This window comes from Nitratireductor sp. GISD-1A_MAKvit (genome assembly GCF_040819555.1).
Lineage (GTDB): Bacteria > Pseudomonadota > Alphaproteobacteria > Rhizobiales > Rhizobiaceae > Nitratireductor.
In genome coordinates this window covers 960447-983284 of record NZ_CP161920.1, presented here as the reverse complement: position 1 = coordinate 983284, position 22838 = coordinate 960447, and the positions used below count along the sequence as shown (strand labels likewise).

The window sequence follows — 22838 nt, the reverse complement described above, 5'->3', positions numbered from 1 at the left end:
CGGCGCTCGATCTTTTCAAGCCGCTCATATTGATGCTTTCGGCTAAGGACCTTGAACAAGCCTGTCGTTCACATCTCGATGGACTCAGATTGACTCTCCACCAGAACGAGAACAAATAAGGAACATAACAGCGAGAATCCACAGTGACAACCCTCGGAGAACCAACCGCGCATGAGTACGCGCCCCCTCAACCCGGCCATTCTGGCGCTGCGTGAACGCATCATGCAGCTGGAGGGGGATGGTGCGCGCACGCGGCAGGTTCTGCCCTTCGGCGTGCCGGTGCTGGATCGGAAGTTAAAGGGTGGTGGACTGGCGCTTGGTTGTCTGCACGAAGTTGCCGGCGGCGGAAATGGCGCTGTCGACGGTGCGGCAGCCGCCTGTTTCGTGGCCGGGATCGCCGCCCGAACACGTGGCAAGGTTCTGTGGTGCGTGGCGCAGCAGGATTTGTTCGCGCCGGGGCTGGAACAGGCTGGCCTCGCCCCTGATCGCGTTATCCATGTCGAGGCCGGCGACGACAAGTCGGTTCTTGCCTGCATGGAGGAAGGGTTACGGCACGGCGGTCTCGGCGCGGTGGTCGCCGATGTCGCCCGCCTGCCGATGACCGCTTCGCGGCGGCTGCATCTGGCCGCGAAGGAGAGCGGGACCATAGGTATCGCGCTGCGGCGCTGGCGACGGCAAGCCGAGGCCAGCGATTTTGGGCAGCCAACGGCGGCGATGACGCGGTGGCGGGTGTCAGTGCTTCCGTCGCGACCCTTGCCGGTTCCGGGCGTCGGACGCGCGCGCTGGCTCATCGAGCTGATCCGCGCCCGCGCGGGGGAATCCCTCGATATTGAACTGGAGGCGTGCGATGGCTCGGGTCATCTCGGTCTTCCTGCCGACATGGCCGACAGACCGGCTGCGGCGGAAGGCTGGCGACACAGCGCTGCCGGTTGAAGCGCCTCTGGTTCTCGTCGGGCGAGACCGGAATCGGCGCATCGTCACTGCGGCAGATGCGGCGGCAAAAACGCTCGGACTGCGGGTCGAGATGCCTGTCACCAAGGCGCAGGCGCTGGTGCCAGGGCTGGCCATCGAACCCGCCGACCCCAAGGCCGATGCGGAAGGCCTGGAGCGTCTCGCCCTCTGGGTATTGCAGCGCTTCAGCCCCATCGTTGCTGTCGATCTACCGGACGGCATCGTCATTGAGTCCACCGGCGCCGACCATTTACACGGCGGCGAGGCTGCCATGCTGGATGCGCTTATCGGTCGGCTGACCCTTTCGGGTGTTGCTGCCCGCGCCGCCATGGCCGACACTTGGGGCGCCGCCCATGCGCTCGCCCGATACCGGGCCGATCCGATCCTGATCTCCGAGCCGGGAAAGGCAGAGGCCATTTTGGCGCCTTTGCCGCTGGAGGCGCTTCGCCTGCCGCCTTCCATCCCGGCTGGGCTGCGCGATTTGGGTTTCAACTCCATAGGTGATCTGATCGGCCAGCCCCGCGCGCCGCTCACCCGCAGGTTCGGTCCGGAACTCGGCCGCAGGCTCGACCAGGCGCTTGGGCTGGCCGCAGAGCCGATCACGCCCGTCCGTCCCGAAGACATGATCGAAGCGAGGCGCAGTTTTGCCGAGCCGATCGGTGCGGCCGAGACCATCGCGCGCTATATCGGCAAGCTGGTTGTCTCCCTCTGCGCCAGTCTGGAAGAACGCGGCCTGGGCGCGCGCAGGCTCGATCTGCTGTGCCATCGCATCGACAACCGCATCGAGACGCTCCGCATCGGGCTGGCCCGGCCGGTTCGCGATCCGAAACGGCTGACCCGGCTGCTTTGCGACAAGATAGAAACCATCGATCCGGGCCTCGGTATCGAGATCATGTCGCTTGCCGCCCCCATCGCCGAGCCGCTTGAAGCGCGGCAGGTGGCGACTTCGCTGATCGAGGCGCCGGAACCCGATCTCTCGGGACTGATTGATACGCTGGCCAACCGGGTCGGAGCGCGAGCGATCTATCGCTTCGCTCCCGTCGCCAGCGATGTGCCGGAACGATCCGTCCGCCGTATTCCAGCCCTGGCCGAGGAGACCGGCGCAGGCTGGCCGGATCACTGGCCGCGTCCGTCGCGCCTCTTGATGCGACCGGAACCGATCGAGACCATGGCGCTTCTGCCCGATCATCCGCCGAACTGGATTTCCTGGCGCGGCGTGCGTCGGCGGGTGCGCCGGGCCGACGGCCCCGAGCGGGTGTTCGGCGAATGGTGGAAGCGCGACGCCGAACTGATGGCGGTGCGCGATTACTTCCGTATCGAGGATGACGCCGGTGAACGCTTCTGGATTTTTCGCGCCGGCGACGGCGAGGATGCCGCCACCGGCTCGCACCGCTGGTTTATGCACGGGATCTTCGGATGACGGACGTTCCGAAGAATGGCCGGCGCTATGCCGAGTTGCAGGTGACGTCGCAATTTTCGTTTCTGCGCGGGGCCTCTTCGGCCGAAGAGCTGTTTGCCACCGCCGCCATCATGGGGATCGAGGCTCTTGCCGTGGTCGACCGCAACTCCGTCGCAGGGATCGTCCGCGCCTATGAGGCCGCCAAGGCCACTGGCGTCCGCCTGATCGTCGGCTGCCGCCTCGATCTGGCCTGCGGTATGTCGGTGCTGGTCTATCCCACTGATCGGGATGCCTGGTCACGACTATGCCGCCTGCTGACCCTCGGCAAGGGACGGGCCGGGAAAGGCGGATGCCATCTCGAATGGGATGATCTTGTAGCCTATGGCGAGGGGCTGATCGCGGTGCTGGTGCCGGACCTCGCCGATGAGGTCTGCGCCCTGCGGCTGCGCCGCATGCGTGAGGTGTTCGGGGATCGCGCCTATCTGGCTCTGACCCTGCGACGCCGCCCCAATGACCAGATGCGGCTGTGGGAACTGTCGCAACTGGCGCAACAGGCGCGGGTGCCGACCGTTGTGACCAATGACGTGCTGTTCCATGAGCCTGGTCGGCGCATGTTGCAGGATGTTGTGACGGCCATCCGCCACAACACGACAATAGACGCGCTCGGTCTTCGGCGGGAACGCCATGTCGACCGCTATCTCAAGCCGCCCGCCGAGATGTACCGCCTGTTCGCCCGCTGGCCCGAGGCATTGGCGCGGACGCTGGAGATCGCACGCCGTTGCACCTTCAGCCTCGATGAGCTGCGATATCAATATCCCGAAGAACGCGACGATCCGGCCCTGACACCACAGCAAACGCTGGAACGCCTGACCTGGGAGGGCGCGGCAACCCGCTATCCCGAGGGCATACCTGATGAGGTGACGGCGGCCCTGCGCCATGAACTGACCCTGATCGGCAAGCTCGAATATGCTCCCTACTTTCTGACCGTGAACAGCATCGTCCGCTTTGCCCGTTCCAAGGGCATCCTCTGTCAGGGGCGCGGTTCTGCGGCGAACTCCGCCGTCTGCTATGTGCTGGGCATCACCGCCATTGATCCCGGTCGCAACGATCTCCTGTTCGAGCGCTTCGTTTCCGAGGAACGCCGCGAGCCGCCCGACATCGACGTGGATTTCGAGCACGAACGCCGCGAGGAGGTCATCCAGTGGGTCTATGAGCATTATGGCCGCGACCACGCGGCGCTGACCGCTACCGTCATCCGCTATCGCTCCAAGGGTGCGCTGCGTGATGTCGGCAAGGCCATGGGCCTGCCCGAGGACCTGATCCAGTCCCTGTCCGGCCAGCTCTGGTCTTGGTCGGAAACCGGTGTCTCGGATCAGCAGATCCGCGATTTGAACCTCAACCCCGAAGATCGGCGCCTGCGCCTGACCCTCGAACTGGCCGCCCAGCTTCGCGGTGCGCCGCGCCATCTGTCGCAGCATCCCGGCGGTTTCGTCCTGACCCATGACCGGCTTGACGATCTCGTGCCGATCGAACCTGCCGCCATGGCGGATCGCCAGATCATCGAATGGGATAAGGACGATATCGACGCCCTGAGCTTTATGAAGGTGGATGTCCTGGCGCTCGGCATGCTCACCTGCATGCGCAAGGGGCTCGACCTGATTGCGAAGCACAAGGGGATCGAACTCGATCTGGCGACGATCCCGGCCGAAGACCCACGCACCTATGCCATGATCCGTAAGGCGGACACCCTCGGCACCTTCCAGATCGAGTCGCGCGCGCAGATGTCGATGCTGCCCCGCCTGAAACCGCGCACCTATTACGACCTGGTGGTGCAGGTGGCCATCGTCCGCCCCGGACCGATCCAGGGTGACATGGTTCATCCCTATCTCCGCCGCCGCGAAGGGCTGGAGGAGGTTCATTACCCAACGCCGGAGCTGGAGAAGGTGCTGGGAAAAACGTTGGGCGTGCCCTTGTTTCAGGAACAGGCCATGCGTGTCGCCATCGAATGCGCGGGCTTCACCCCCGGCGAAGCCGACCTGCTACGCAAGAGCATGGCGACCTTCAAGTTCACCGGCGGGGTCTCGAAGTTACGCGACAAGCTGATCGAGGGCATGGTGACCAATGGCTATGAACAGGAGTTTGCCGAACGCACCTTCCGGCAGTTGGAGGGCTTCGGCTCCTACGGTTTCCCAGAAAGCCATGCGGCCTCTTTCGCGCTCGTGGCCTATGCGTCGGCCTGGTTGAAATGCTGGCATCCCGATGCCTTCTGCGCCGCGCTTCTGAACTCCCAGCCCATGGGCTTCTACGCCCCGGCGCAAATTGTCCGGGATGCGCGCGACCATGGCGTCGAGATCCGGCCAATCAGCGTCAATGCTTCCCGCTGGGACTGCACGCTGGAGCCGACCGGGGATGAATCCCGCTTCGCCGTGCGCTTCGGTATGCGCATGGTCAAGGGGCTGGCCAATGCCCATGCAGCAGCCATTGTCGCCGCACGGGGCCGATCAGCCATTCACATCGGTTGACGACCTTTGGCGCCGTTGCGGCGTTCCGGTCGCCGCTTTGACGAAAATCGCGGAAGCCGATGGTTTTCGCCCGGCCTTTGGCCTCGCCCGTCGGGAGGCGCTTTGGGCCATCAAGGGCCTGCGCGATGAAGAACTGCCGCTCTTCGCCGCCGCCTCAGCGCGGGCGGGCACGACCGTTACGGAGATTATCGAGCCTGAGACCACCTTGCGCGCCATGGCTGCCGGGCGCGAGGTGGTCGAGGATTATAGCCACACCGGCCTGTCGCTTCGCCGCCATCCGGTTTCCTTCCTGCGTGCCGATCTCGCCAGACGCCGGATCGTCTCCTGTGCCGAGGCCATGGGATCACGCGATGGGCGATGGCTGGAAGCTGCCGGGATCGTTCTCGTTCGCCAGCGTCCCGGCTCGGCCAAGGGGGTGATGTTCGTAACCGTGGAAGATGAAACCGGCATCGCCAATCTCGTCGTCTGGACCAAGGTGTTCGAGAAGTTTCGCCGTATCATCCTATCCTCGGGCATGATCGCCGTGAAGGGCCGCATCCAGCGCGAAGGCGAGGTTGTGCATCTCGTCGTGTACCGGATTACCGACCTGTCATCGGAACTGGCGAGCATCGGGCAGCGGGACGCCGCCTTTCCGCTGCCGCATGGTCGTGGCGATGAATTCCACCACGGATCGTCCTCGCCAGATCCCCGCGGTCAGCCGCCCAAGGTCTCGAGAACGCGAGACATGTATGTGCGCGATCTGCATATCGATGCAATCCAGGTCAAAACGCGGGATTTTCGCTGAACACACAACCGACCCTTGCCGGCCATCACATCAGGAAGAACAGGACCATGCTCAAAGTTATCGCTCAGGACTTCATTAAACCAGAAGCCGTTGGAATCGTCATGCCGCTTTACCGCGAACTGGTCGATAAGACCCGGCAGGAAGAGCTTTGCATCGGCTACGACCTGTTCATTGACCAGAAAGACCCCGGGCACTTCATCTTCATCAAGGAATGGCCGGATCGGGCGGCGCTGGACGCGCATTGCCGGACGGAGCATTTCACGCGCCTAGTCCCGCTTATCAATGCCCATCAGCGTCATGACGCGACCTTCATTCTGATGGATGGATTCCAGCCTGAATGATAGCAGCAGACCGCTTTGCTGAAAGGCACATTTCCTGATTGTCGGATCAGCGAATTTACGGGTTTGCGGATTTACGAAGCGATGTCGGGGGAAAGCCTTCCCCCTGGTCGGCACTGGCGTTGCCGACGCACCCCCCATCAGCGGGGAGACCCCGCAACGCCCCCAAAGAGTTAGAGTGCGGACGGGTTTTCCGTGACGGGTTGAGGACTGGAAGAGAGGCTTCCGGCGCCCGTCGCGGAGATCATCCCGATGGCCAGACGAGATCGCGTCGCCCCTGACAGTGGCGCGCGCAGCAACCTTTACGACGATATCACCAACAAGATCATCGCCGAACTGGAGCAAGGGAGGCTCCCCTGGGTCCAGCCCTGGGGGACGGCCATGGCGAAGGCTCCTCTTGCCATGCCGAGAAACGCGACGACCTCCCGGCAGTATTCCGGGATCAATGTGCTGATCCTCTGGGGGGCTGTGATCCAGCATGGCTTTCCAACCCAGAATTGGCTGACCTTCCGACAGGCGCTTTCGCTCGGCGGAAATGTCAGGAAGGGCGAGCGCGGCACCACTGTCGTGTATGCTGACCGCTTCACGCCCGAGGATGAAAAGCGGCGTGCCCGCGAGACCGGCGAGGAGCCAGGCCGCATCCCATTCCTGAAGCGCTTCACCGTGTTCAACGCTGCGCAATGCGAGGGCCTGCCAGAGGATATCGCAGTCGATGCCCCGTCACCGCCACCCGGCCTGATCGAGCCGAAGGTCGAGGCGCTCATCAAGGCGACAGGCATCGACTTCCGCATTGGCGGAGATCGCGCCTTTTATATGCCATCTCTGGACTATGTTCAGGTTCCGCCTCCGCAAGCCTATTTCGAGCCGATCAACTGGCATCGAACGGCCCTGCACGAGATGGGGCATGCGACTGGCCATGTCTCGCGGCTTGGGCGGGATTTTTCGGGCAGCTTCGGCACGAAGGAGTACGCCTTCGAGGAACTGGTTGCAGAAATGAACGCGGCCTTTTGCTGCGCCAATCTGGGTATCGTGCCGACTGTGCGCCACGCCGATTATATCGGGTCGTGGCTGGAAGTGCTGCGCGAGGATAATCGCGCCATTGTCCGCGCCGCCTCGCAGGCCAGCAAGGCGGCTGACTGGCTGTTGTCGCATCTGCCTGCCGAAGACGCTGGAGAGTTAGATGCGAGCGCAACCGAACGGAGGGCTGCGGCATGATCCTCCTGACCGATATGCAGCGCGACCGGCTGCTGGCCAATGGCCGCCAGCGCGATCAGGATCACATTCCGGTCGTGAAGTTCTTCAACCCCCTCGGCGAAGGCGTCTGGCTCGCCACCGAACTGGATGAGGATGGCGACATCATGTTCGGTTTGGCCGATCTCGGCTATCCCGAACTGGGGTCGTGGAGCCTGAGCGAGATGCAGTCAGTCCGGCTGCCCCTTGGCATGGGCATCGAGCGTGATCTGCTGTTCACCGGGGATTTCCCGATCTCGGTCTGGGCCGAGGCCGCTCGCGAGACCGGCAGCATCCGCGCCGCCGAGCGTCTGCTCTACCGCGTCGGGGCGATCTTGCCTCGTGCATCCGCGGATACGGAAAGCCGTAGTTCCTGAATTTCCGGGTTTCAGGTTCTGCGGCTGGCGTCGCTCTCTTCAGAGGAAGAGGGCGGCGCTTCGCTTCGTGACGGGCTGATAGCCGGAGAGAGAGGCTCACCGGCGTCCGTCATGGAGTACCTGACATGGCCACTGCCGTTCAGAAAATCACGCTGTCGTCCTCGCGCGACATTCCCTTCAACAAGCTGGTGCTCAGCCAGTCCAACGTCCGGCGTGTCAAGGCCGGTGTCTCGGTCGAGGAATTGGCCGAGTCCATCGCCCGGCGCGGCCTGATCCAGTCCCTGCATGTCCGCCCTGTCGTTGACGGCGAGGGCAAGGAAACCGGCATGTTCGAGGTTCCTGCCGGCGGTCGCCGCTTCCGCGCACTGGAACTGCTGGTCAAACAAAAGCGCCTCGCCAAGATCGCGCCGGTCCCCTGCGTCGTGTCGGAGGCCAGCGCCGATGTGCTGATCGACGAGGTATCGCTCGCCGAGAACATCGAGCGCGCCCCCTTGCATCCGCTCGACCAGTTCCGCGCCTTCCAGGCCTTGCGCGAAAAGGGCATGACCGAGGAAGCCATCGCCGCCGCCTTCTTTGTGGACGCCAAGGTGGTGAAACAGCGCCTGCGCCTGGTCTCGGTCTCGCCCGCATTGCTCGACATCTATGCCGAGGATGGCATGACGCTGGAACAGCTCATGGCCTTCACCGTCAGTTCCGACCATGCCCGTCAGGAGCAGGTGTGGGACGCGATCAAGGATGGCTGGCAGAAGGAGCCCTATACCATCCGCCGTCTGCTGACCGAAACCACGGTGCGCGCCGCTGACAAGCGGGCGGTCTTCGTCGGTATCGACACCTATGAGGCAGCAGGCGGCTGCGTGCTGCGCGATCTCTTCCAGCAGGACGATGGCGGCTGGCTGCAAGATCCGGTGCTGCTCGACCGGCTGGTGGGCGAAAAGCTGAAGGCGGAAGCCGAAGTCATTGCCGTTGAGGGCTGGAAATGGATCGAGGTCGCCATCACCTTTCCCTATGGTCACGATCATGGCCTTCGCCAGATCGTCGGCACCACGGTCAACCTGAGCGAAGAGGAACGCGCCACCCGCGAGGCTCTGCGCGATGAATATGACCGGCTTGAAGCCGAATATGGTGAGGCTGACGAGCTGCCTGACGAGATCGACGCCCGCCTGGGTGAGATCGAACAGGCGCTGGAAACCTTCGAGCGCCGCCCGATGGTCTTTGAGTCGGACCAGACGGACAAGGCGGGGGCCTTCATCAGCATCGACGCCGATGGCTCCTTGCTGATCGAACGCGGCTATGTTCGCGCCGAGGATGAAACACCGGCCGAACCCGACGTTGAGATCGTTGACCCCGACACCGGCGAGGTGATCCAGCGGACCGAACCGGCCGTCACCCATCAGCGCGCCGTCATCACGCTTGGGGGGCAGCCGGTCGAACAGGAGGAAGACGACGAGACCGAGACCATCAAGCCGCTGCCAGATCGTCTGGTCAGCGAATTGACCGCGCACCGTACGCTGGCGTTGCGTGATGCCGTGGCGGTGAACCCGCATGTCGCCATGACGGCACTGCTGCACCGGCTGGTCATTGATTGCTTCATGCCGCATGCCAGCTGCGGATGCCTGGAAGCACAGGTCCGGGAGGTTCATCTGCCCGCACAGGCCGAGGATCTGCGCGATAGCGCGTCGGCCAAGGCCATCGCTGACCGCCACGAACGCTGGGGCGATCATGTCCCGGCAGACGATGCCGCCCTCTGGGATTGGCTGACCGATCTGGACGATGGTTCGCGCATGGACCTGCTCGCCCATTGCGTCAGCTATGGTGTGAACGCGCTCTATGAAAAGCCGAACCCCTATAGCGGCTCGGGCGTCAGCCAGCACGGGCTGGACATCCGCCTATCGCAGGCTGATCGGCTGGCGCGCTCGACCGGTCTCGATATGGTTGCCGTGGGCTGGCGGCCGACGGTTGAGAACTATCTTGGCCGCGTGACCAAGCCGCGTATCCTTGAGGCTGTGCGTGAAGGGGCCGGAGACCGGGCCGCCGAACTGATCGGGCACCTGAAGAAGGGTGACATGGCCAAGGAAGCCGAGCGCCTGCTGGCGGACACCGGCTGGTTGCCCGAGCCGCTGCGCATGGTGGATGATGGCATTGACGCGGACCCGACGACGGGAACCGACAGGGAAGCCGACGAGCTGCCCGATTTCCTCTCCGGTGATGGCGAGGACGATCCGGCTGATGACGAGGAGGAACAGCATATGGTCGCTGCTGAATAGCATTCATACGGGGCGGCTTCGGTCGCCCCGTTTCAGCCACCCCGTTTGTGCAACACGCCCAGTTCTCTTGACCCGGCTTTTCCTTTCGGAACTATGCGGGCGAAGCCGTTGGTCAACGCCAGGTTGGAACCCGCCCGACCTAAATAGGAAAAATTATGTCAGACAAACCTTGTGTATACCTGACAGGGGCGTCTTGCTCCGGTGTTTCAACACTTGGTTCGATCCTGTCGAAGCGTTTCCGTGTCCCGCAAATTGATGTAGACGATTACTATTGGATGCCCACCGATCCCCCTTACAGCACCAAGCGTGCTCCCGAGGAGCGCGTCCAACTGATTAAAGATCGCCAGAGTTCTATCGTTGGATGGATACTCACAGGATCGTTCATCGGATGGGGTGATTCACTTATTCGGGACGTCGATTTGATTGTTTTCTTGTACACGCCAACGCCCGTTCGCCTTCAGCGTCTCGACGAGCGAGAGGCAGAACGTCATGGCTCTCGCATTTTGCCAGGAGGAGACATGCATGACGCTCACTTGGCCTTTCGGGATTGGGCATCACGTTACGACGACCCGGAGTTCACCGGGAGGAATTTTACGCAGCATCAGAAATGGCTGAGTAAGCAATCAGCGCCGGTACTGAGGTTGGATGGCGAGCATGACAGTGAACTGCTGGCCGATCAGGTCGCAAGACAACTCGACTTGGCCCGATATCCGACCGGCGGCTAAGGACTCTTCGCGTTGTCTACATCCACTGCTCCAACTCCAGCTTCACCATAACAGCCGTCTTCCCTGCACATTGGCGAGCGGCAACCATCTCTGGCCTGAAGGGAACACGATCCTGATGCCAGCATGGTGGCAAGGCTGCCACGGCAGAGCATCAGCGACGGGTATTCGGCATCCTGTCACATGCGAAAAACCACCCCCGCTTCCATTCGCAAACCTTGGTCCGATCCGTCTCTTTGACATTCAACCCCAAAGGGGTCGGCTTACGCGCGCGTGCCGCCCTCGGGGATTCGGAAAGAGTCCGAACGCCCTCGGGTGATTGCAGATCCGGTCAGACACTTCGGGCGCCTGTCGCGCGGGGGATGGTCCCCCGCCTCCCAAGACAGGAGCCGGACCCCATGTCCTATGCAGATGCCACCGCCTTCGCCGCCAGCCTCGCCGCCACGCTGATGGTTTCGATCGTTGTGTTCCAGGCCGGAGACGGCACCCATGCCGCTTGCCCCGCCGCCGAATTCGATGGCGACGACGACATGGTGAAGCTGGAACTGGACCCGTGGGAATAAGGCGCGAAAGCGCCTCATCCCCGACGGCCCGAGCGCGGCACCCCGCGATCGGGCCTTCAGCGCCTCACGATGATCCCCATCGTCGGCAGCGGACCCGGGAACAAGCCCTGTCAGAGAGGAAGAGTGCGGGCCGTTCGGCCGTGACGGGTTGAGGGCTGGAGAGAGAGGCTTCCCGGCGCCCGTCATGGAGTGATCCCGATGATCTTTGCCCGTTCCGAAACCTTCCGCTCCATCGGTCAGATTCTCGCAGCCGATGTTCTGCCAGCGCTCTATCGGGCGCAAAAGCTGCCGCTGCGCATCTCCTGCCTGGGCGTAGCCAGTTATGGCGTCAGTGACGATGAAAACAGCTTCGACCGCATGATCGCGCTAGGCGAATGCCCGTCACCGGAGGAGGCAATACAGGCAGCCGCTTTGCGCCTGTCACGCGGTGATATTTGCACGGGGGCCGGACAGCTTCCCCTGTTTCCAGCCTCGTATCATGCTCATTCAGGATCACGATCATCGCCTGGTCCTTGCCGGCGAAATCCGTGCCGGTATCATCCTCTGGCAACAGCCAGTCTCATCCGATGCCCAGGCACGCAGGATTGTGACGGAGGCCAGCCGCCTGCGCGGGATGGCATTCCGGGCCGTGGACTCAACCGAGGCTGGGGCTTTGCGCTACCGCGCGGCGGCACTGGAAGCCCGTCTGGTCGACCCCTTCTGGCGCGAAATCTCTGCCGATCTCCTCCGCATGCCGCAAGCGGCGTGAGACTCACCCATTCCCCGTCATCCGCCCGGTCCTGAGCCGGGCTTTCTTGTTTCAGGAGGCTCACATGGCCGACTATTTTACCCACTTTTCCTGCCTGCTCGACGTGGGCACCCCCGAAAACGCCGCCCGCGCGCTCGATCTCTACAACGCCATGGCGGAGGACAATGCCGCTGAGGATCCGCCCTCGGACGGTTTCCTGCTCTCGATCCAGCCCGAACATGGCGGCACCCGGCTTTGGATACGCGATGATGTCACCGGCGATCCCGAGCATGTCATCCAGTTCGTCAAACGCTGTGCGAAAGCGTTCGGCCTGACCGGTTTATGGGGGATGCAATACGCCAATAGCTGCTCGAAGCCCCGTATCGACGGTTTCGGCGGCGGCGCGCATGTCCTCGATCTCGCCACCGGCGAGACGGTGGACTGGATCTATACCGATGGCTGGCTTTCCACCGTGCTGGAGGCAGGTGATCCCTATGCCTGAGATCATTGAAACCACGGTCTATCGCCTGGACGAACTATCCGATGCGGCGAAGGACAAGGCGCGCGCCTGGTATCGCGAGGGCGGCTTCGATTACGACTGGTATGATGCCGTCTATGAGGATTTCCGGCGCATCGCGGAAATCCTCGGCATCGACTTCAGGACCCGTGCCGTCCGCCTGATGGGCGGCGGCACGCGCCGCGAACCCTGCATCTGGTTCCGGGGCTTCTGGTCGCAGGGCGATGGCGCCTGCTGGGAGGGGTCGTATTCCTACGCCAGAAACGCCACGGCCAAAATCCGGGCCTATGCGCCGCAGGATCAGGAGCTTCATCGGATCGCCGACGCCTTGCAGGCGGTCCAGCGCCGCAATTTCTACCAACTCCGCGCCGAGGTCAGCCATCGCGGGCATTACTATCACGAGTATTGCATGGCGATTTCGGTCGAACGCGACAGTCCGACATATCAGGACATGACCGAGGATGCCGAGGAGAGCGTCGCCGAAGCGCTGCGCGATCTGGCCCGCTGGCTCTACCGGCAGCTCGAACGCGAATATGAGTATCTCTCGTCCGACGAGGTGGTCGACGACACGATCGTCGCCAACGAATACACCTTCACCGAAGCGGGGCGCCGGTTCGGATAGGCGACATGGTTGCCGGGCGGCGGGAAGCGTGCTGACCCTGATCTACAGGACACCCTCGATGTCGGTCCGTGCGAAATCGTCCCCGACATAGAGCAGCGGCGCTTTCCGCTCCTTCGCGGCCTCATAGGCAAAGCAATCGCCGAAATTGAGCGATGCGCGGTGAACACCTTTCCCCCATGCGTCATAGGCGGCAGCGATCCGCTGCGCCGACGCGGCGGTCACATTGATGATCTCGAATCCGAGGTCATCAAGCAAACGCATCATCTCCTCACCGACATTCCGGCGGTTCGCCACGATCAGCGCCTCGGCGACGGTGCCAGCGGAGATCATCAGCTCGTCTTCAGCTTCAAGCGCCGCGATGCAGGCGTCCGCCTCCGGCTCGTCGAGCAGAATGGCCATCAGCGCCGAGGTATCGACCACCATCATTGCGGCAGGCCGTCGTCATCATAAAGGAAGTCCTGACTCCGCGCGGCAGGCGCTCCCGCCAGCGCCTTCGCCGCACCGGATTTCCGAACCGCCTCAAGAAGCGTCCGGCGATCCTTCCGGCCCGGCACATTGCGGACAGGGACAAGCCGCACGGCGGCATGGCCATGACGGGTCAATACCACTTCATCGCCGGCCTCGGCGCGGCGCACCAGTTCCGTCAACTGGCCTTTGGCTTCGGTCACGGAAATTCGCATGACACCTCCTTCTGGACCGCTCAATAGTCCATTTCTATCCGAGAAATGGACCGTTCGATGGTCCATGTCAAGATGCGCGAAGCACGGGCCGCCCGTTCCCGCTTGAGAGGGAGAGGAAGGCCGGGACGGGTTTGAGCCGGTGCGGTCGAGAGAGAGCGCTGCGCGGCTCGATCCTGTCCCGCTCTCCGAGGCTCATCCCATGACCTACACCTCTGCCGCCGCGGCCCTTCAGGTCGGGCCGATCCTTGCAGCCGTCGATACCGCCGTCGCCATCCACCAGTCCGGACTTCTCCTTCTTCCCCATCTCGAACGCGGCCAGCGTATCGACGCGGCCACGCTGCGCGCTGCGATGGAGACCGCCTTCGGCGGCTCCGACACGACCGGCGCGTGGAGCTGGAAGGATGCCTACGAAGCCTGCGAGGCCGCGACCGTCCTGTTTCTGCGCAAATACGGAAAGGCGCTTTTCCGTAAAGCCGGGTCTCAGGGCGCCAGCCTGCCGCTTCTGACCAGAATCGCCGGACTTCTGCCCACCCATACGCGCCGCTCCGAAGAGAGCCAGACTTTTCAGCAGTTCTCGACGCCGATTCCGCTCGGCCTGATCGCCGCCTCTGCCGCCGCCATCACGCCGGCCGACCGGGTTCTCGAACCTTCGGCGGGCACCGGACTGCTCGCCATCCTCGCCGAGATCGCCGGCGGATCGCTCACCCTGAATGAGTTGGCCGATACCCGCGCCGATCTTCTTGCGCATCTTTTTCCGGCCAATCCCGTCACCCGCTTCGACGCCGCGCAGATCCACGATCACCTCGATCCCGCCATCGTGCCGAGCGTCGTGCTGATGAACCCACCATTCTCGGCGATGGCGAACGTCTCAGGCCGGATGGCCGAAGCCACCTATCTCCATGTCGCCTCGGCGCTGGCGCGTCTGGCCGAGGGCGGGCGGCTGGTGACGATCACCGGCGCGAACTTCGCCCCCGATGCGCCGGCCTGGCGCGACGCCTTCATTCGGCTTCAGGAGCATGGCCGCGTGGTGTTCACCGCTGCCATCGACGGCTCGGTCTATGCCAAGCACGGCACGACTTTTCCCACCCGGCTAATCGTTATCGACAAAATACCCGCCGACGATCGGGCCGCATTTCCGGCGTCGCCCGGCATCGCGCCCGACGCCGCCACCCTGATCGGCTGGGTTGGCGAGCATGTGCCCGCACGCCTGCCGGTCGATCCGACGATCCTGGCTCCTGTTGCCACGGCCGCGCCGCGCACCGTTCGCCGCTATCTCGCCCGCGCCGCCACCTCCGCGCCGCCGCGTCCCGCCGCCGAACCCGAGGGCGTCGAACTCGCCTACGAGACCGTCGACTGGACGCCCGCCGACGACGGCCGCATCACCGATGCGATCTACGAAGAATACAGATTGCAGGCGATCCGTATTCACGGCGCGCAGGCCCATCCCACCAAACTCGTGCAATCGGCGGCCATGGCTTCGGTCGCGCCGCCCCGACCGAGCTACCGCCCGCGTCTGCCCGCCAATCTCGTCACCGAGGGCCTGCTGTCCGACGCCCAGCTCGAAACCGTCATCTATGCCGGCGAAGCCCATTCGGACTTCCTCGCCGGATCGTGGATGCTCGACGAGACTTTCGATGTTGTCTCGGCCGCGCCTGACGATGCGCCAAATGCCGTCCGCTTCCGTCGCGGCTTCATGCTCGGCGACGGCACCGGAGCCGGCAAGGGCCGCCAGTCTGCGGGCATTCTCCTCGACAACTGGATGAGAGGCCGTCGCAAAGCGGTGTGGATCAGCAAGTCTGACAAACTGCTGGAAGACGCACAGCGCGACTGGTCGGCGCTCGGCATGGAGCGCCTGCTGGTCACGCCGCTGTCACGGTTCCCGCAAGGCAAGGACATCCGCCTGTCGGAAGGCGTCCTATTTACAACCTACGCCACGCTACGCTCCGATGAGCGCGGCGAGAAGGTTTCCCGCGTCCGGCAAATCGTCGATTGGTTGGGCTCCGACTTCGATGGAGTGATCATTTTCGACGAGAGCCACGCCATGCAGAACGCCGCGGGCGGCAAGAGTGAACGCGGCGATGTCGCCGCCTCGCAGCAGGGCCGTGCAGGCTTGCGCCTCCAGCACGCCCTGCCGAACGCCCGTGTCGTCTATGTCTCCGCCACCGGCGCGACCACCGTCCATAATCTCGCCTACGCCCAGAGGCTCGGCCTTTGGGGCGGCGAGGATTTCCCCTTCGCAACCCGCGCCGAGTTCGTCGAGGCGATCGAGGCCGGCGGTGTCGCTGCCATGGAGGTTCTGGCCCGCGACCTTCGCGCGCTCGGCCTCTATACCGCCCGATCGCTCTCCTATGACGGCGTGGAATACGAACTGGTCGAACACCAGCTCACGCCCGAGCAGACGCGCATCTACGATGCCTATGCCGGCGCTTTCGCCATCATTCACAACAATCTCGACGCGGCGATGGAGGCCGCCAACATCACCGGCGGCGACAGCGGTTCCGGCGCGCTGAACCGGCAGGCCAAGTCCGCCGCGCGCTCGGCCTTCGAGTCCGCCAAGCAGCGTTTCTTCGGCCACCTCCTCACCAGCATGAAGACGCCGACCCTGATCCGCTCGATCGAGCGTGATCTGGAGGACGGCCATGCCGCCGTGATCCAGATCGTCTCGACCGGCGAGGCCCTGATGGAACGCCGGCTCGCCGAACTGCCGGCCGAGGAATGGAACGACGTCCGGGTCGACATCACGCCAAGGGAATATGTCCTGGACTACCTCGCACATAGCTTCCCGGTGCAACTCTATGAGCCGTTCACCGACGCCGATGGCAATCTCTCCTCGCGCCCGGTCTATCGCGACGGCCAGCCGGTCGAGAGCCGTGAGGCCGTCGCCCGCCGCGACCGTCTGATCGAGAAGCTCGCCTCGCTGCCTCCCGTTCCCGGCGCGCTCGACCAGATCGTCCAGCGTTTCGGCACCGACCTCGTGGCCGAGGTGACGGGCCGCTCGCGCCGCATCGTCCGCAAATCCGGCCCCGGTGGCATCGACCGTCTGGCCGTCCAGAACCGCGCCGGATCGGCCAACCTCGCCGAGACCGCCGCCTTCATGGACGATCAGAAACGCATCCTGATCTTCTCAGACGCGGGCGGCACCGGCAGGTCGTATCACGCCGACCTCAATGCGAAGAACCAGCGCCTGCGCGTCCACTATCTGCTGGAACCGGGCTGGAAGGCCGACGCCGCCATTCAGGGCCTCGGCCGCACCAACCGCACCAACCAGGCGCAGCCGCCGCTGTTCCGGCCGATCTCGACCGATGTGAAAGCCGAAAAGCGGTTCCTTTCGACCATCGCGCGTCGTCTCGACACGCTGGGCGCGATCACGCGCGGCCAGCGCCAGACCGGCGGTCAGGGCCTGTTCCGGCCCGAGGATAATCTGGAATCGCACTATGCCCGCGATGCGCTGCGCCAACTCTACATGCTGCTCGTCCGCGGCAAGGTCGAAGGCTGCTCGCTCCAGATGTTCGAGGCGTCGACCGGCCTCAAGCTGATGGACTCGACGGGCATCAAGGACGAGTTGCCGCCGATCACCACCTTCCTCAATCGCCTGCTTGCCCTGACTATCGACTTGCAGGGCGTGCTGTTCACGGCGTTCGAGCAATTGCTGAACGCCCGCATCGAGGGCGCCATCGCATCTGGCAGCTATGATGCCGGGCTGGAAACGCTGCGGGCGGAGAGTTTCACCGTCACCGCCCGGCAGACGATCCACGTCCATCCCGCCACCGGCGCCGAAGCCCGGCTGCTGACCATCACGCAGCGCCAGCGCAACCACCCGGTCACGCTGGCCGAGGCGCTCGACCAACTTGCCGATCCTCGCGCAAAGCTGCTTATTAACGAGCGCTCCGGCCGCGCCGCCGTCCAAATCCCGATCTCCAGCGTCATGCTGGATGACGGCGAGATCGAGCGGCGTGTCCGCCTGATCCGACCGATGGAGGCGCACAACGTGCCGGTCAAGATGATGGGCGAGACCCGTTGGGCCGAGGCCGACCGGTCGGACTTCGCCTCGGCCTGGAGCGCGGAAGTGGCCGAAGTGCCGGAATTCGTCGACAGCACCATCCACGTCGTCAGCGGGCTGCTCCTGCCGATCTGGAAACGACTGCCGAACGAGTCAACGCGCGTCTATCGGCTCCAGACCGATGAAGGCGAGCGCATCGTCGGTCGCCGCGTCTCGCCGGCCTGGGTCGCGGGTGCGCTCGCCACCGGCACGTCGACGCTGACGCCGGACGAGGCCTTCACGGCTGTGATCGATGGCAACACCATCCTCGACCTCGCCGAGGGGCTTCAGCTTCGCCGCAGCCGCGTCATGGGCGCGAACCGCATCGAACTCACCGGCTTCACCGACACGATGCGGGATCGGCTGCGCGCCTACGGCCTGTTCCACGAAATCATCTCGTGGAAGCTCAGGATGTTCGTGCCGACCGATGCCAGCGGCCCGGCCATTCTCGCCAAGGTGCTCGAACGCTATCCGGTCGAGCGCATCGGTGAACGGGAGGCAGCGTAAATGGTCCGCCAGACCGCTTCCGAACTTGCCCATCGTCTTGGCCGGGAGGCCGAGGCGGTGTGCCGCCACTATCTGTCCAACGGGCGGCGCGAGGGGCGCTACTGGGTGGTGGGCGACGTTCGCAACACCCCCGGACGCTCCATGTTCGTCCGGCTCAAAGGCCCGGAATCCGGCAAGGGGGCTGCCGGGCGCTGGACGGACGCCGCAACGGCCGAGCATGGCGATCTGCTCGACGTCATCCGCGAGAGCTGCGGCCTGATCGACTTCCGCGATGTCGCCGACGAAGCCCGCTCGTTCCTCAGCCTCCCGAGGCCGGAGCCTCAACCGGCTTCTCCGCCATTGCCGGAGAAAGCACCGCCGGGATCGCCCGAAGCGGCACGGAGTCTGTTCGCCATGGCGCGGCCGATGGCCGGCACAGTCGTAGAAGCGCATTTGCGCAACCGTGAGATTACGGCTTTGCACGACACCGCGAGCCTTCGGTTCCATCCGCGCTGCTACTACCGTCCGGAAGGCGATGGCCCGACCGAGACCTGGCCGGCGATGATCGCTTCCGTCACCGACCTTGCGGGCGTCCAGACCGGCGCGCATCGCACCTGGCTTAGGCCCGATGGCTGCGGGAAAGCGCCCATCGAAACGCCGAGGCGGGCGATGGGTCATCTCCTGGGACACGGCGTCCGCTTCGGCAGGGCGCAGGATGTCCTCGCGGCGGGCGAAGGTATCGAGACCGTGCTGTCGGCACGCTCGGGACTGCCCCGCATGCCGATGATCGCCGCGCTCTCGGCAGCACACCTCGCGGCCATCCTGTTCCCGGCATCGCTGCGCCGGCTCTATATCGTCAGGGATGGCGATCCGGCCGGGACACGCGCGCGAGACCTGCTGGTCGAACGGGCGAGCAGCGCCGGGATCGAGGCGGTTGTCCTGTCGCCGGTGTTCGGGGACTTCAACGAGGATCTCAGACGTCGCGGCATCGAGGCGCTTCGGGCGGCCTTGCAGGTTCAGATGATCCCCGAGGACGTCAGCCGGTTTCTCGCTGTGTGAGTGCGGGATCGGTCAGGCAGGGGGATGAGCCACGGCACCCCGAAGCCTGCCGTATCCGGTCGTGGTGGCCTCCTGATTTGCCGGAGGGACCGCCGCCCACGGCCTTCTGAGAGGGCGATCGGCCGTCAAACGGGCCGGAAAGGCAATGGCGGCGCCCGGCTATTTTCCGCCGGCGGGCACGCCCGCCTTTGCAGCGCGAAGCAAAATAGCCGGGCTTTGCCATCAGGCCCATCGCTTCGCTTCGGGTGCCAGTCCGTCCCGCCCGACGGCTATCGACGCCTGCGAAGGCCGCGATGGGCGCGGTCAATCGGACAAGGCGAACACCATGATGACCGACTACGATGACTTGAGGCTAGAGCCGCAGCACACCTCATCCCCCACCGATCACGTCCTCACCGAACTCCAGCTCTACGGCTACCGTCCGTTCGAGGATGAACCCGACCCGAGGCCGCTTCCCGAAGGGAATTTCGTGGCCGGGGCCGTCGCCGACATCTTCGATGCCCTGATCGTCACGCTCAGTGACACCCGGCTCGAACCCGACCTCGACGAGTTGCTCTGGTCGACCGTCAATCTCTTCCACCGCGCAACCGGCCGCATCGAGCGCGATGTGGACGACAACGAGCTGGCGCAGCGCCGCCTTCAGCGCGAACAGGACGGCAGCGAGGTCAAGTCCGTCGAACTGGAGCGGCTCACGGCCGAGGGGCAGACCTTCATCGAGCGGCGCAACAGCATGGAACTCTTCCGCGACGTCGCCGCCGAGCAGTTCGAGCGCCATACCGGATCGGCCTGGCGGCCGCGCTCCGGGTCGATGGTCAACCATCGCAACCTGACCTCGGCAATGATCGACAGCCGCGATTTCCTCGCCGCCAAGCGCCGGACTGAGGCCGAGGTGATGCTGCCCGCCGGTCCCAGGGTCGCCTTCACCGGCGGTCTCGACTTCAACGATCACCGCCTGATCTGGGCCAAGCTCGATCAGGTCCACGCCAAGCACCCGGACATGGTGCTGCTGCACGGCGGATCGCCGAAGGGCGCCGAGCTGATCGCGGCGAAATGGGCCGACAATCGCAAGGTCCGCCAAGTCGCCTTCAAGCCCGACTGGACCAAACATGCCAAGGCCGCACCCTTCAAGCGCAACGACGCCATGCTCGATACGCTCCCGGTCGGCGTCCTCGTCTTCCCCGGCACCGGCATCCAGGAGAACCTCGCGGACAAGGCTCGCAAGCTCGGCATCCCGGTCATGAAGATCGACGGCGGCGCGTAAAGCGCCGCCGTCGGGCGGCTGTCGAAGCCGCCAATTCTTGACGGCGAGCCGTCTTTTTGGTCACATAGGCCATCCTTGCAGAACCGGTGAAGCACCATAGTCGCAGGCGGCGCGCATCTCCTGGCGGCCTGTCGTGATCGTTTGCCCGTTCATGTGGAGGCTTCCATGTATCTTATCCTGCTCGCCATTTTCCTTTCCGTTATGGCCTGCATCGTGGCCTATCATCTGGCGATCTACGCCTTGCCCTTCATGGTCGGCCTGACGGCCTTCAAATATGTCTATGCCACGGACGCCGGATTCTTCATGTCGGGCCTTGCCGCCGTCGGCGCGGCGCTCTTGTCCATTGCCGTCGTGATCGCGGTGCTGGGCTTCGCTAGAAACCCGTATCTGCGTCTCGGCGCGCTCGCCGTCTTCACGATCCCCGCCGCCATCGCGGGTTATGCGCTCGTCTATGGCGTTACCAAATACGCGGTGGATTCCACTCTCGCGCTCAACATCCTCGGCAGCGTGGGCGGCCTGTTCCTCGGCGTCGCGGCCATGCTCAATCTCAATGCTCTGGGAACCGACGTCCTCTCACGCTGCACCTGACAGGCGATACGCTGCAGCGCCCTGCCGTTCCCCTTGGTGATGAAACCCGGCGGCCTACGCCACCGGGTCTCCGGCGCGTCCGATCAGAGGGGGCAAACCAGCATCGAGCAATCCTGCCGCCAACGCCCTGGGTTCGCTTGCTCGGTTCGAGATGGAGATCGGTCATCGGCTCGGTTGCCGCAAACCGTGCGACAGAAACGCAGCCCGCTGGTCGGCCCGTCGTTTCGCCGGGGTGACAGGCGCGTTTCACCTTCATCGTCGCCCTTCGCAATATCCGCCGGATCGCACCAGCGGCCCCGGACGGTTCCGACGACGCCATTCTCCTGAAACCCGGCAACACATCCTTCTCGTCCCGGACAACCTTGCCTTCCCTATTAGGAACACGGATGGCCGATGAAGGAGGCCGGCGCATGCGCCCGGCGACAGTGCGGATAGGGCCATGAGGGCGCTGTTGGCGTCAAGAGCGATGGTTCTTGTGCGTCTTCACCGAGCTACCCTGAGGCGCCAATCCCTCCGACTGACTGATCCCCTAAGTCCGTGCGGTTTCCACCAGCAACCCCCGCGGCTCCCAGCCGTGTTGCCGCGCGAGCGCGGCTGCCCGCTCCACCTGGGGCCTTAGGGGCGAGCAGCCGTCAGGACGGCAGTTGCGGGAGTCTCCCGACAGCCTTGGCCGGGTCTCGTCGGAGGGATGGTCCCTCCGAAGAAGCAACGGAGACTTACAATGCAGAACATCGTCATCCTCGCCGGCAACATCGGTCAGGACCCCGAAACCCGCATCACCCAGGGCGGCACCGGCATCACCCACTTCACCCTGGCCACCTCGCGTCCCCGCTACTCGGAAGGCAAGGTTGTCCGGGACGAGAACGGCTATCGGGTGCAGGATACCGAATGGCACCGCATCACCGCCTTCAACGGCCTCGGCAAGACGATCCAGCAATATTGCGAGAAGGGTATGAAGGTTCTGGTTCGCGGCCGCATCCACTACACGAAGTGGACCGACCAGCAGGGCAACGATCGCTACGGTTGCGAGATCATCGCCGAAACGGTCGATTTCCTCAGCCGGGTCAAGCAGACCGAAAACGGTCAGGGTCAGCGCGACCTAGACGACGATATCCCCTTCTGACAAGGGCCAGAGCCCGGCGGCAGAAGCCGCCGGGTTCCTTTCGTGCCCACAGAACCATGTTCGTTAGCCTCAGCCGCAAGATATACTTGAGATAATCCGTGAGTTCTCATCAAAGAATACGTTCATCCTCTCGCGGCCGAGATCCGAGGTCACCGCACAGGTAGAACATGCCATCCGCCAGGTTACGTCGGCTGGCTTCTTGGGAAGAGAGTCCAGCGGTACGCCGACAAAGCCCTGAAACTGGGACGCACGACATTGATCCCCGAAATAATACTTGCGTGAGCCATCCGCGCTTTCAGCGATCCAGGTCATGGGATCGCGCGGATGATTACGAATCGTGGACCCCTCGGGAGCCCAATAGGTGAAAGGCGGCTCAGGATCAGCGTCAATGATCACATCAGGCTCAGCGAGCACCTCGGATGGTATTGGGTCGTTTTGTGCGGACGCATATCCCACCGTCGTGCTTATCAGCGCCACGGCTGCCGCAAAATACCTGACAGACTTCAGCAACAGGCTTCCTCATCATTCCTGCCATCGAAACACGATGACAAGACGTCAAATTACTACGTCGAAAATATGTCCCTGA

At 64.0% G+C, this 22838-nt stretch carries 18 protein-coding genes and 2 pseudogenes; 17 read left to right on the top strand and 3 right to left on the bottom strand.

Annotated elements, in window-relative coordinates; all coding sequences use genetic code 11:
• Positions 1–171: 171 nt before the first annotated feature.
• The 12 genes and pseudogenes from AB2N04_RS06015 to AB2N04_RS05960 all read left to right on the top strand — a co-directional run bounded on the left by AB2N04_RS06015 (position 172) and on the right by AB2N04_RS05960 (position 13016).
• Entirely contained in the window at positions 172–933 is a 762-nt protein-coding gene (locus tag AB2N04_RS06015; RefSeq protein ID WP_367717662.1) for an ImuA family protein, read from the top strand.
• Complete coding sequence (locus AB2N04_RS06010) at positions 848–2371, top strand: DNA polymerase Y family protein (RefSeq protein WP_367717660.1); 1524 nt, start codon at positions 848–850, stop codon at positions 2369–2371. Before AB2N04_RS06015 ends, AB2N04_RS06010 begins: the two co-directional genes overlap by 86 nt.
• Positions 2368–5656 (top strand): annotated as a pseudogene (locus AB2N04_RS06005) (error-prone DNA polymerase). The gene AB2N04_RS06010 and the pseudogene AB2N04_RS06005 overlap by 4 nt, the downstream one beginning before the upstream one ends.
• Before the next feature lie 47 nt (positions 5657–5703).
• A complete protein-coding gene (locus AB2N04_RS06000; protein ID WP_279719295.1) occupies positions 5704–5997 on the top strand; it encodes a putative quinol monooxygenase in 294 nt (97 codons plus the stop codon).
• 249 nt (positions 5998–6246) lie between these two features.
• Positions 6247–7209, top strand: a complete 963-nt coding sequence (locus AB2N04_RS05995) for an ArdC family protein (RefSeq protein WP_367717657.1) — start codon at positions 6247–6249, stop codon at positions 7207–7209.
• Entirely contained in the window at positions 7206–7601 is a 396-nt protein-coding gene (locus tag AB2N04_RS05990; RefSeq protein ID WP_367717656.1) for a DUF2958 domain-containing protein, read from the top strand. Before AB2N04_RS05995 ends, AB2N04_RS05990 begins: the two co-directional genes overlap by 4 nt.
• Positions 7602–7726: 125 nt before the next feature.
• Positions 7727–9865 carry a ParB N-terminal domain-containing protein gene (locus AB2N04_RS05985; protein ID WP_367717654.1) on the top strand — a complete coding sequence of 713 codons (2139 nt, stop codon included), beginning with the start codon at positions 7727–7729 and terminating at the stop codon, positions 9863–9865.
• Between the two features lie 155 nt (positions 9866–10020).
• Entirely contained in the window at positions 10021–10590 is a 570-nt protein-coding gene (locus AB2N04_RS05980; protein WP_036589140.1) for an AAA family ATPase, read from the top strand.
• 395 nt (positions 10591–10985) lie between these two features.
• Positions 10986–11150, top strand: a complete 165-nt coding sequence (locus tag AB2N04_RS05975; protein WP_009450567.1) for a hypothetical protein — start codon at positions 10986–10988, stop codon at positions 11148–11150.
• A gap of 198 nt (positions 11151–11348) precedes the next feature.
• Positions 11349–11898: pseudogene (locus AB2N04_RS05970) on the top strand (hypothetical protein).
• 64 nt (positions 11899–11962) lie between these two features.
• Entirely contained in the window at positions 11963–12379 is a 417-nt protein-coding gene (locus tag AB2N04_RS05965; protein WP_036589138.1) for a hypothetical protein, read from the top strand.
• Entirely contained in the window at positions 12372–13016 is a 645-nt protein-coding gene (locus AB2N04_RS05960) for an antitoxin of toxin-antitoxin stability system (protein ID WP_211695124.1), read from the top strand. The genes AB2N04_RS05965 and AB2N04_RS05960 overlap by 8 nt, the downstream gene beginning before the upstream one ends.
• A 42-nt stretch (positions 13017–13058) precedes the next feature.
• Here AB2N04_RS05960 and AB2N04_RS05955 read toward each other — a convergent pair whose 3' ends face one another.
• Both AB2N04_RS05955 and AB2N04_RS05950 read right to left on the bottom strand, forming a co-directional pair.
• Positions 13059–13442: a type II toxin-antitoxin system VapC family toxin gene (locus tag AB2N04_RS05955; RefSeq protein ID WP_367717651.1), complete on the bottom strand. Its 384-nt coding sequence runs from the start codon at positions 13440–13442 to the stop codon at positions 13059–13061.
• Complete coding sequence (locus tag AB2N04_RS05950) at positions 13439–13696, bottom strand: type II toxin-antitoxin system Phd/YefM family antitoxin (RefSeq protein WP_367717650.1); 258 nt, start codon at positions 13694–13696, stop codon at positions 13439–13441. The genes AB2N04_RS05955 and AB2N04_RS05950 overlap by 4 nt, the downstream gene beginning before the upstream one ends.
• A gap of 199 nt (positions 13697–13895) precedes the next feature.
• On the opposite strand from AB2N04_RS05950, the gene AB2N04_RS05945 reads away from it, so the two are divergent.
• The 5 genes from AB2N04_RS05945 to AB2N04_RS05925 all read left to right on the top strand — a co-directional run bounded on the left by AB2N04_RS05945 (position 13896) and on the right by AB2N04_RS05925 (position 22252).
• Complete coding sequence (locus tag AB2N04_RS05945; protein WP_367717648.1) at positions 13896–18242, top strand: strawberry notch-like NTP hydrolase domain-containing protein; 4347 nt, start codon at positions 13896–13898, stop codon at positions 18240–18242.
• Positions 18243–19280 carry a toprim domain-containing protein gene (locus AB2N04_RS05940; RefSeq protein WP_367717646.1) on the top strand — a complete coding sequence of 346 codons (1038 nt, stop codon included), beginning with the start codon at positions 18243–18245 and terminating at the stop codon, positions 19278–19280.
• A gap of 325 nt (positions 19281–19605) precedes the next feature.
• A complete protein-coding gene (locus AB2N04_RS05935) occupies positions 19606–20541 on the top strand; it encodes a DUF2493 domain-containing protein (RefSeq protein ID WP_367718748.1) in 936 nt (311 codons plus the stop codon).
• A gap of 165 nt (positions 20542–20706) precedes the next feature.
• Complete coding sequence (locus AB2N04_RS05930; RefSeq protein WP_367717644.1) at positions 20707–21129, top strand: hypothetical protein; 423 nt, start codon at positions 20707–20709, stop codon at positions 21127–21129.
• Positions 21130–21850: 721 nt separating this feature from the next.
• Positions 21851–22252: a single-stranded DNA-binding protein gene (locus tag AB2N04_RS05925; protein ID WP_279719304.1), complete on the top strand. Its 402-nt coding sequence runs from the start codon at positions 21851–21853 to the stop codon at positions 22250–22252.
• Between the two features lie 69 nt (positions 22253–22321).
• Here the strand turns inward: AB2N04_RS05925 and AB2N04_RS05920 are convergent, their stop codons facing one another.
• Positions 22322–22762 (bottom strand): hypothetical protein, encoded by a 441-nt coding sequence (locus AB2N04_RS05920; protein WP_279719306.1) that lies wholly within the window; start codon positions 22760–22762, stop codon positions 22322–22324.
• Between the last annotated feature and the right edge of the window lie 76 nt (positions 22763–22838).

Excerpts from the sequence above, each read along its gene's own strand:
- AB2N04_RS05965 (WP_036589138.1), top strand. The coding sequence starts at position 11,963 with ATGGCCGACTATTTTACCCACTTTTCCTGCCTGCTCGACGTGGGCACC.
- AB2N04_RS05935 (WP_367718748.1), top strand. The coding sequence starts at position 19,606 with ATGATGACCGACTACGATGACTTGAGGCTAGAGCCGCAGCACACCTCA.
- AB2N04_RS05940 (WP_367717646.1), top strand. The coding sequence starts at position 18,243 with ATGGTCCGCCAGACCGCTTCCGAACTTGCCCATCGTCTTGGCCGGGAG.
- AB2N04_RS05925 (WP_279719304.1), top strand. The coding sequence starts at position 21,851 with ATGCAGAACATCGTCATCCTCGCCGGCAACATCGGTCAGGACCCCGAA.
- AB2N04_RS05950 (WP_367717650.1), bottom strand. The coding sequence starts at position 13,696 with ATGCGAATTTCCGTGACCGAAGCCAAAGGCCAGTTGACGGAACTGGTG.
- AB2N04_RS05990 (WP_367717656.1), top strand. The coding sequence starts at position 7,206 with ATGATCCTCCTGACCGATATGCAGCGCGACCGGCTGCTGGCCAATGGC.
- AB2N04_RS06010 (WP_367717660.1), top strand. The coding sequence starts at position 848 with ATGGCTCGGGTCATCTCGGTCTTCCTGCCGACATGGCCGACAGACCGG.
- AB2N04_RS05980 (WP_036589140.1), top strand. The coding sequence starts at position 10,021 with ATGTCAGACAAACCTTGTGTATACCTGACAGGGGCGTCTTGCTCCGGT.
- AB2N04_RS05975 (WP_009450567.1), top strand. The coding sequence starts at position 10,986 with ATGTCCTATGCAGATGCCACCGCCTTCGCCGCCAGCCTCGCCGCCACG.
- AB2N04_RS05995 (WP_367717657.1), top strand. The coding sequence starts at position 6,247 with ATGGCCAGACGAGATCGCGTCGCCCCTGACAGTGGCGCGCGCAGCAAC.
- AB2N04_RS05960 (WP_211695124.1), top strand. The coding sequence starts at position 12,372 with ATGCCTGAGATCATTGAAACCACGGTCTATCGCCTGGACGAACTATCC.
- AB2N04_RS05930 (WP_367717644.1), top strand. The coding sequence starts at position 20,707 with ATGTATCTTATCCTGCTCGCCATTTTCCTTTCCGTTATGGCCTGCATC.
- AB2N04_RS05985 (WP_367717654.1), top strand. The coding sequence starts at position 7,727 with ATGGCCACTGCCGTTCAGAAAATCACGCTGTCGTCCTCGCGCGACATT.
- AB2N04_RS06000 (WP_279719295.1), top strand. The coding sequence starts at position 5,704 with ATGCTCAAAGTTATCGCTCAGGACTTCATTAAACCAGAAGCCGTTGGA.
- AB2N04_RS05955 (WP_367717651.1), bottom strand. The coding sequence starts at position 13,442 with ATGATGGTGGTCGATACCTCGGCGCTGATGGCCATTCTGCTCGACGAG.
- AB2N04_RS05945 (WP_367717648.1), top strand. The coding sequence starts at position 13,896 with ATGACCTACACCTCTGCCGCCGCGGCCCTTCAGGTCGGGCCGATCCTT.
- AB2N04_RS06015 (WP_367717662.1), top strand. The coding sequence starts at position 172 with ATGAGTACGCGCCCCCTCAACCCGGCCATTCTGGCGCTGCGTGAACGC.